General features: G+C 62.4%; 7 protein-coding genes. 4 read left to right on the top strand and 3 right to left on the bottom strand.

Annotation, left to right across the window (positions count from 1 at the left end; translation table 11 throughout):
• Window positions 1–167: 167 nt before the first annotated feature.
• Window positions 168–800 (bottom strand): 2OG-Fe(II) oxygenase, encoded by a 633-nt coding sequence (locus E4P01_RS05230; protein WP_005792345.1) that lies wholly within the window; start codon window positions 798–800, stop codon window positions 168–170.
• Between the two features lie 132 nt (window positions 801–932).
• On the opposite strand from E4P01_RS05230, the gene E4P01_RS05225 reads away from it, so the two are divergent.
• Window positions 933–1,685: a DUF2059 domain-containing protein gene (locus tag E4P01_RS05225; protein WP_032878866.1), complete on the top strand. Its 753-nt coding sequence runs from the start codon at window positions 933–935 to the stop codon at window positions 1,683–1,685.
• A gap of 101 nt (window positions 1,686–1,786) precedes the next feature.
• On the opposite strand, the gene E4P01_RS05220 is transcribed toward E4P01_RS05225, so the two are convergent.
• Entirely contained in the window at window positions 1,787–2,728 is a 942-nt protein-coding gene (locus E4P01_RS05220; protein ID WP_216092207.1) for an alpha/beta hydrolase, read from the bottom strand.
• A 99-nt stretch (window positions 2,729–2,827) separates the two neighbouring features.
• On the opposite strand from E4P01_RS05220, the gene E4P01_RS05215 reads away from it, so the two are divergent.
• Together E4P01_RS05215 and E4P01_RS05210 are read left to right on the top strand one after the other, a co-directional pair.
• Complete coding sequence (locus tag E4P01_RS05215) at window positions 2,828–3,403, top strand: DUF6436 domain-containing protein (protein WP_103734205.1); 576 nt, start codon at window positions 2,828–2,830, stop codon at window positions 3,401–3,403.
• 26 nt (window positions 3,404–3,429) lie between these two features.
• Window positions 3,430–5,784: a penicillin acylase family protein gene (locus E4P01_RS05210; protein WP_078822582.1), complete on the top strand. Its 2,355-nt coding sequence runs from the start codon at window positions 3,430–3,432 to the stop codon at window positions 5,782–5,784.
• 118 nt (window positions 5,785–5,902) lie between these two features.
• On the opposite strand, the gene E4P01_RS05205 is transcribed toward E4P01_RS05210, so the two are convergent.
• Window positions 5,903–6,868, bottom strand: coding sequence for a GlxA family transcriptional regulator (locus E4P01_RS05205; RefSeq protein WP_103734203.1), 966 nt, complete (start codon window positions 6,866–6,868; stop codon window positions 5,903–5,905).
• Window positions 6,869–7,108: 240 nt separating this feature from the next.
• On the opposite strand from E4P01_RS05205, the gene E4P01_RS05200 reads away from it, so the two are divergent.
• Window positions 7,109–7,750 (top strand): HD domain-containing protein, encoded by a 642-nt coding sequence (locus E4P01_RS05200; RefSeq protein ID WP_032878860.1) that lies wholly within the window; start codon window positions 7,109–7,111, stop codon window positions 7,748–7,750.
• Window positions 7,751–7,805 lie beyond the last annotated feature (55 nt).

Raw genomic sequence — 7,805 nt, 5'->3', positions numbered from 1 at the left:
GGCGCCATCATAGCGCCCTATTGATGTGTCCAAATTCATTAGGCCAGTTCAGCTTGCTCCCGATTACTGAGTGCCAGTCACGGCATCTGTTGACTGAGCCACCGCTATCGGGAGCAAGCCCCCTCCCACATTTTGTCCAAGGCAAGACTTTAGAATCCTTTGCCTGCCTAAAACGGCTCGTTGCCCCGCCGGCGAAACCAGCCGGTCAGGGACAGGCGTTCGCGCGTGGCCGGCAGTACCTCGTGGGGCACCTCGCCCGACAAAAACACCACCAGACAGCCGCCGGTAGGCACCACGTCATATTCGACGCCGCCCTTGAGGTACATGCGCAACTGGCCGCCATGCTCGGGCAGCCAGGCGTCGTTCAAGTAGATCACCGCCGAGACCATGCGCCGGTCGTCATCACGAAAGCGGTCCACATGCTTGAGGTAAAACGCACCGGGTGGGTACATCGCGAAGTGGCTTTCGAAATCTTCCAGCCCAAGGAACAGGCTGCGGTTCATTGCCAGGCGCAGGCTGTCCATGACGGCCATATAGGTGTCGCAAACCGCCGCGTCGCCCTCTTCCAGCCACTGAATATGATCACCGCGAATACCCTCGCGAATCTCCTGGGCCGGCCCGCGCCCGACTGCCGCCGGTGCCAGCTCACCTTCGGCCGCACGTTTATGGCACTCAGCCGCCAGTTCCAGGGTCAGAGCCTGGGGCAGGAAGCCATTCTGCTGCGACCAGCCTTTTTCGGCCAAGTCGTCAACGATACGTTGCAGCAGCGGGTCATCGAGGGATATTTGCATGGCGCGCATAGTATCCATACGCCTGAGAATCCGACAGCGCCGTCGAGCGCCCGAATGCACTTTAAATCAGCTGTCTGATAGGACTTCTCGACAAATCCTACGCCCGACACGGACAATAGTGGCCGACTGACAGGAGTCCATATGCGTCGTTTGTTTTTTACCGTGTTGATGTTCTGCGTTTTGCCCGCCTGGGCAGACGGCCATGACCAGTTGTACAAGGTTGCCGGCTGGGCCGAACAACGTGCGCATTTCAATGACGCCCTCAGTGCCGCCCAGCAACGCTACCGCAATAGCCTGCCGCCGGTGGTGTATCAGGCGCTGGTGGACAACAGCAATAAGCGCTTTGGCGCCCAAGCCATGGATCAGCGTGCCGAGGCGCAACTGCGCAAGCACCTGGCCAACCCGAAACCGGCCCTGGCGTTCTTCCAATCGCCCCTGGGCCGCAAGATCGTCGCTGCAGAATTGCTGGCCACGCGCCGCGACCAGTTGGCGAAAAACGCCCAGGGCTTGCCGAAAATCCAGGCCGACGCCACCCGCAGCCTGATCATCGGCCATCTGGCCCAAGCCCTGCCCGCGCGCGAGGCCGGTGCAGAAGTCAGCCTGGCGATTGCCGGTGTAGCGGCCGACAGCTTGAGCCAGATGATCCCCGGCTTGCTTGGCGGCGGTCAGGCCCAGGGTATGTTGAATGGGCAGCGCGAACGGTTGATGCAACAAATCGACAAGGACCTGAACAACACGCTGTTGTACGTCTACCGGGATTTGTCCGACCCGGAGCTGGAAGAGTTCGCTACGTTTGCCGAATCGCCGGAAGGTAAGGCGTATTACCAGGCGGCCCTGGCAGCCATTCGCGCAGGGCTGGCCGTCGGCCAAAGCACCTCAAGCCTGACGCAGTAATTGTGGGAGGGGGCTTGCTCCCGATAGCAGAGTGTCAGTCACCAGATATATGACTGACACACCGCAATCGGGGGCAAGCCCCCTCCCACATTTAAAATGCGTTAGTTCAGGTGATCGGTGAGGTACTTGAAGTACTCATTACGAATCTCTGGAATCTCATTGGCCAGGTGATGCCTGCCCCGCGGCAGCATCAACACCTCGGGCCGGTCGAACTTACCGCGTAGCACCTGCAAATTGTGTTGCCAATCCACCGTCATATCTTCCTCACCCTGCACGATCACCGGCCGCCGTGGGCTGCGGGGTGCGGCTTCGATGCGTTTGATCCAGCGCGCCAGCGCCCCTACCCAAGCGGTGGGCAATTGGCGCGGCTGCAGTGGGTCGGCTTCAAGGAACGGTTTGAACGCAGGGTCGTTGGAGTTATCGCTGAAGCGTCGGGCGATGCCTTTGACGAACGGGCGCAGCAGGTAATAGCTGACCTGCGACCATCCCCAGGCACGCGGCCGCACCAGCGGTGAGAGCAGGAAGGTCTTGCCCTGGGCCGGGCTGTCGGCGCCGTGGTTGAGCAAGTGATCCACCACAATGGCGCCGCCGGTGCTTTGCCCGAACAGGTGCCAGGGTTGCGGCAATTGCAGCGCCTTGGCCTCAGCGAACAACGCCTGCACCACGCTCTGGTACACCGCAAACTCATCGATGCTGGCGCGCGGGCCGCTGGACAAGCCGTGGCCCGGCAAGTCGCAGGCGATCACCACCAAGCCCTGGTCCAGCGCCCAATCCACCACATGGCGGTACAACCCCATGTGGTCGTAGAAACCGTGGAACATGAACATCGTTGCCACCGGCGCAGGCGGCCACCATACCTGGGCCACCACTTCAAACCCGTCCACTTCCAGGCGCCCCAACCGGCTCACCGCCGGCACCTTGCGAGCGGCCAGGTCAAGCCCATAGAAACGTTGATAGACCCTTGCCTCGGCGCTAAGCGGTTGCGCGTCCACCAGGGGCCGCAAGCTTTCGCGCAGATGATCAGGGTCAAAGGTGACGGGCATAAAGGCTTCCAGACTGGCGGTGAAGATGAATATCGAGCTGCGATATTCATCTGTCAGGACAAGCATGGCAAGCTACGCGACCTGCGAGGATACCTTTGAATGCGACCGCCTTACCGCAACGCCCTGTTCGCCAGCCTGATCCTGGTTATCTGCGCCGGCGTGCTGTGGGCCGCGTATGACTGGTTCCAGGGCCGCTACCTGCGCGCCTTCAGCGAGCACACGGCGGTATTCTCCGGCGATGCGCTGCAACTGCCCGCCGCCCTCAGCGGCCCTGGCCCGATTCGCCTGGTGCACTTCTGGGACCCGGCCTGCCCGTGCAATGTCGGCAACCAGCAACACCTGGGTGAGCTGATCGAGCAGTACGAGCCCCAAGGGGTCGAGTTTTACGCCCTGCAAAAAGCCGGTAGCCACGGCACCCTGCCCGACAACCTGCGCCACATGAAAATCCTCGACGCCCTGCCCGGCGCCGATCGCATACCCGCCAGCCCGGCCGTAGGCATCTGGGACCGCACAGGCAAACTGGCCTATTTCGGCCCCTACAGCGAAGGGCTGACGTGCAATGCCAGCAACAGTTTTATCGAACCCATTCTCAAGGCCCTTGGAACCGGACGCGAAGTGAATGCCACTCACACCCTCGCGGTAGGCTGCTATTGTTCGTGGCCTAAGGATCAGTAGTCCGTCCACTCTGGTAAGGAATGTTCATGAAGCGCGTCTTGCAGATTTTCGCGGTGCTGATTGCGCTGGTCGCCCTCGGCGCCGGTTGGTATGTCTACAGCAAGCAGCCCACGCGTCAGGGCACAGTGCCGCTGGCCCACCTGCAAAGCTCGGTCACGGTGCGCTACGACGACCGTGGCGTACCGCATATCCGTGCCGAGAACGAGGCTGACCTGTACCGCGCCCTGGGCTATGTGCATGCCCAGGACCGGCTGTTCCAGATGGAGGTCATGCGGCGCCTGGCCCGTGGCGAACTGGCCGAAGTGCTGGGGCCCAAACTGCTTGAGACCGACAAGCTGTTTCGCAGCCTGCGCATTCGTGAGCGCGCCTTGAGCTACGCAGAGCACATGGACCCCGACTCAGCGTCGTCCAAAGCCCTGCAAGCCTATCTGGACGGGATCAACCAATATCAGGACAGCCACGCCAGCCCCATGGAGTTCGACGTGCTGGGCATCCCCAAGCGCCGCTTTACCGTCGAGGACAGCATCAGTGTCGCCGGGTACATGGCTTACAGCTTTGCCGCCGCCTTTCGTACCGAGCCGGTGCTGACTTACGTACGCGACCATCTGGGCAGCGACTACCTGAAAGTGTTCGATCTCGACTGGCAACCCAAGGGTGCGCTCAACCTGGCGGCCAGTGACTGGCAAACCCTCGGCGCCATCGCCGCCCTGAGTGAGCAGGCCCTGGCCGACAACGGCCTGCCGCAGTTCGAGGGCAGCAACGCCTGGGCCGTCAGCGGCAGCCATACCAAAAGCGGCAAGCCGTTGCTGGCGGGTGACCCGCATATCCGCTTCTCGGTGCCATCGGTGTGGTACGAGGCGCAGCTGTCGGCGCCAGGCTTTGAGCTGTACGGCTATCACAACGCGCTGGTGCCGGTGGCGTTCCTGGGGCACAACCTGGACTTCGGCTGGAGCCTGACCATGTTCCAGAACGACGACCTTGATCTGGTCGCCGAGAAGGTCAACCCGGACAACCCCAACCAGGTCTGGTATCACGGCCAATGGGTCGACATGACCAGCAGCGAGCAACAGATCCAGGTCAAGGGACAGGCGCCGGTGACCCTCACGCTGCGCCGTTCGCCCCACGGCCCGATCATCAATGACGTGCTCGGCGAGAACGCGGGCAGCACGCCAATTGCCATGTGGTGGGCGTTCCTGGACACCGAAAACCCGATCCTCGACGGCTTCTACCAACTCAACCGCGCCGATACCCTGGCCAAGGCACGTGCCGCGGCCGCCAAGGTGTCGGCACCGGGCCTGAACATCATATGGGCCAATGCCAAGGGCGATATCGGCTGGTGGGCGGCAGCGCAGTTGCCGATCCGCCCGGCCGGCGTCAACCCGGCGTTCATCCTCGATGGCAGCACCGCTCAGGCCGACAAGCTGGGCTTCTACCCGTTCAGCGCCAACCCCCAGGAAGAGAACCCGGCACGTGGCTATGTGGTCTCCGCCAACGCCCAACCGGCATCGCCCACCGGCATGGAGATCCCGGGCTACTACAACCTCGCGGACCGTGGCCAGCAGTTGAATGCGCAGTTGAGCGACAACAGCGTGAAGTGGGATGTAAGCAACAGCCAGGCTTTGCAACTGGGCACCACCACCACCTACGGCCCACGCCTGCTCGCACCGCTGCTGCCGGTGCTGCGCGAAGGGATCAAGGACCCGGCTCAACTCAAGCTGGTGGAACAGCTCGCAAGCTGGAAAGGCGACTACCCGCTGGACTCCACCAGCGCCACGCTGTTCAACCAGTTCCTGTTCAACCTTGCCGATGCGACCTTCCACCCGAAGCTGGGCGATGCACTGTTCAAGACCCTGATCACCACCCGTGTGATCGACGCGGCGTTGCCACGCCTGGCAGCCTCGGCGGACTCACCCTGGTGGGAGGGCAAGCGCGCGGATATCGTCAAGCTCGCCTGGGACAACAGCCTGGCCCACCTCAAGACGACCTTCGGCGACGACCCGGCGCAGTGGCAGTGGGGCAAGGCGCACACCTTGACCCATGGTCATCCGCTGGGCTTGCAGAAACCGCTGGATAAGCTCTTCAACGTCGGCCCGTTCGCCGCACCGGGCAGCCACGAAGTGCCGAACAACCAGACCGCCGCGATCGGCCCGGCGCCATGGCCGGTGACCTATGGGCCTTCGACACGGCGCCTGATCGACTTCGCCGACCCTGCCCACGCACTGACCATCAACCCAGTGGGGCAAAGCGGCGTACCGTTTGATGCTCACTATGGTGATCAGGCGCAAAGCTATATCGAAGGCGGGTATGAGCAGGCGCATTTCAGTGATGAGGAAGTGACGGCCAATACCCGAGGCACCTTGAAACTGTTGCCTGCCAGATAGCCGAGTATCACTGGGTAAAAATGTGGGAGGGGGCTTGCTCCCGATAGCAATGTATCAGTCAGCTGATGTGTAGCTGACCCACCGCAATCGGGAGCAAGCCCCCTCCCACAGTTTACCGCTACACGGGTGCGGCAAAGTTAAGCCTGAACTGTTGCGGCGTGACGCCCAGGCGGCGATTGAACACGCTGCGCATGTGCTGGGCGTCGCGAAATCCGCATTGATAGGCCACCGTCTTGAGTGGCGCCGGGCTGCTTTCGAGCATCACCCGCGCCGCATCCACCCGCGCTCTCTCGACAAATTCCGCCGGCGTGATCCGCGCTTCACGGGCGAACACCCGGGAGAAATTGCGCGCACTCATATTGGCCGCCCTGGCCAAATCGGCAATGGTCAAATCCCCGGTCAGGTTGGCCAGCACGTACAACTGCACCAGCGCCACCGCCGAAGTGGCCTCGGCATGGGGAGTGAGAAACGGGCTGAACTGCGATTGCCCGCCCGAGCGTTGGGTGAACACCACCAGGCGCTTGGCCACGCTCAGCGCCACTTCCGGGCCGTGATCCTGGGCCAGCAGGTACAGCGAAAGATCGATACCCGCCGTGACCCCGGCCGAGGTGTAGAGGTTACCGTCCTGCACATAGAGACGGTCGGCCTCGACCTGGGCAGAAGGGCACAGGCGCGCCAGGCTGGCGGCGTCATTCCAGTGGGTAGTGACAGTTTTACCGTCCAGCAGACCGGCGCGGGCCAGCATGAAGGCGCCGTTGCAGATCGAGCCGAAGCGCTGTGCCCTGGCAGCGGCACCGCGCAGCCACTCATCAAACTGAGGGCCGAAATCTTCGAAAGGCAGTTGCGGGCCGCCCGCTACCAGCAACAGGTCGTAGGGCTGCCGGGCTTCGCTGTAGTGCTTGTGCGCCTGCAATGACAGGCCATTGGAGGCAGCCAGAGTGCCGTGGCCGAAACCGATCACCTCCAGGCGGTAGTGATCGTCAGGCGCCAGGAAGCGGTTGGCCTCGCAGAACACATCCATGGGCCCGGTCACGTCCAGTGACTGGACGCCGGGGAAGATCAGGATCGCGACGGTTTTGTGCATGGGAGACCTTTATCTCTGGGCTGACGCAAAACCCTGTGGGAGCTGGCTTGCCTGCGATGCAGACACCTGGGCTCATCAGGTATACCGAGGTGATGCTATCGCAGGCAAGCCAACTCCCACATTAGATCGCGCGCAGCCTTGGCGCGATGTGGCAGCACATTGGCCGAAAACGCGCCCTCGTCTCGATAGCTGCGTCGCCCAAGCGCGAACAGACTGGATGCTTTCCAGAGGAGCACCACCATGAACACCACCATCGCCGGCATCAAAATCCCCGACAGCGCCTTGGCCAAAGCCACCACTGAATACATCCGCGACATCGAATCCGACCTGCTGTACCACCACTCGCGCCGGGTATTTCTGTTCGGCGCCTTGAGCGGAGAGCGCAAGCAACTGGCCTACAACCCGGAGCTGCTGTATGTCGGCGCAATGTTCCACGACCTGGGCCTGGTGGAAGGTCATCGCAGTGACGACCAGCGTTTCGAAGTGGACGGTGCCAATGCCGCCGCCGCGTTCCTCAAGCCTTACGGGCTGAGCGATGACGATATCGAACAAGTGTGGTTGTCCATCGCCCTGCACACCACACCGGGTGTGCCGCAACACCTGCGCCCCACCGTGGCGCTGGTGACCGCCGGGGTGGAGATGGACGTGCTGGGCATGGACTACGCCGCATTTTCCACGGTGCAGCGCGAAGCGGTGGTGCATGCGCATCCACGCGGTGAAGGGTTCAAGGAGTGCATCATCTGCGCGTTTGCCGACGGCTTGCGCCATCGCCCGCAGACCACGTTTGGCAACGTGAAGACGGATGTGCTGGTGGATCAGGAGCCGGGGTTCAGGCCGATGAATTTTGTCGAGGTGATTCGCACGTCGCCGTGGTTGGCGTAGCTGAGTTGAAATGCGATCAAATGTGGGAGGGGGCTTGCCCCCGATGGCGGTGTGT

Source organism: Pseudomonas sp. NCIMB 10586 (assembly GCF_023127895.1).
Classification (GTDB): Bacteria; Pseudomonadota; Gammaproteobacteria; order Pseudomonadales; family Pseudomonadaceae; genus Aquipseudomonas; species Aquipseudomonas synxantha_A.
Note: the sequence above shows the minus strand (reverse complement) of the source record. Positions and strands in the feature narration are given on the sequence as shown.